Origin of the sequence: Halolactibacillus sp. JCM 19043, assembly GCF_001310395.1 — a bacterium.
Classification (GTDB): domain Bacteria; phylum Bacillota; class Bacilli; order Bacillales; family Amphibacillaceae; genus Halolactibacillus; species Halolactibacillus miurensis.
Genome location: NZ_BAXD01000086.1, coordinates 1 through 852, shown reverse-complemented (window position 1 = coordinate 852; position 852 = coordinate 1). Strand labels below are relative to the sequence as shown.

Sequence of the window (852 nt, the reverse complement as noted above, 5' to 3'; positions counted from 1 at the left end):
ACCATTACTTTTCTTCTTAAAACAGAAAATATTAGTGGCTATAAACAATTGAAAATCAACTAATTCAATAGGTTGTCCTGCTAAAATACCTTCAACATGCCTGAACTCTCTACTAAACCAATAAAAATCATCTAGTTCATTTTCATCAAAATAAAAAAGACTATCATTTGACTGACACTCTTGATAATCTCTTAAAAAGCGTTTTACTGCCCATTTATGTTTTTTTCCTGCCTTGATATTACCGTTTAAAATATCATCACAATAATTAAAAACCCTATCCAAAAAACTCATAGCCGACCACTAAACCTTTTTTCTGCTTCTGTTTTTGGTTTAGAACCTTCATCAGTTTCTGGAATAACTAACTTTAAACGAGATGTAATTGTAAGACCTAGATCATTCGCGGCTGATCTACATTCATTGAAAAGTAGATTTTTACTCCTTTGCATTTGAGCATATACTTTAAAATCATCTGTTGGTTTTGTTCTTCTGAGTAACTTTATTAGCTTAATGTATTGATACTTCGAATCGATATATCGAGCGAGAGAATCAATATCAAGATTACTGAAAATATTCATTCTCAATAATTCACTTGCAATTTTATCGAATTCATCCTTCTGGGATTTCAATAAATAAGTTGGTGCTTCTATTTTATCCGTGTGCCCTCTCAAAGCTTCTTCTTGTGCTTGTCTCTTCTTCGCCTCATCCTTGGTGATATGATTTGAGCGTCCTTTTCCTTGAATGACAGACAACGGTTGTTTTTTTCTTCCAGCCATGAATTACACCTCCTTTAAAAAATATTTCAAAAACGGATTTTTGTGTGCGCTTGACTGGGGCTACGCTCTACGGTACCAA

General features: G+C 33.3%; 1 protein-coding gene and 1 pseudogene. Both read right to left on the bottom strand.

The window, feature by feature from the left end; all coding sequences use genetic code 11:
• A pseudogene (locus JCM19043_RS15765) lies at positions 1 to 291 on the bottom strand (terminase large subunit); the annotation flags it as partial.
• Positions 288 to 773 (bottom strand): phage terminase small subunit P27 family, encoded by a 486-nt coding sequence (locus tag JCM19043_RS15760; protein ID WP_062324003.1) that lies wholly within the window; start codon positions 771 to 773, stop codon positions 288 to 290. The pseudogene JCM19043_RS15765 and the gene JCM19043_RS15760, both read right to left, overlap by 4 nt.
• Between the last annotated feature and the right edge of the window lie 79 nt (positions 774 to 852).

What these genes read in the sequence shown, in the direction of transcription:
- JCM19043_RS15760 (WP_062324003.1), bottom strand. Translation starts at nt 773, where the DNA reads ATGGCTGGAAGAAAAAAACAACCGTTGTCTGTCATTCAAGGAAAAGGA.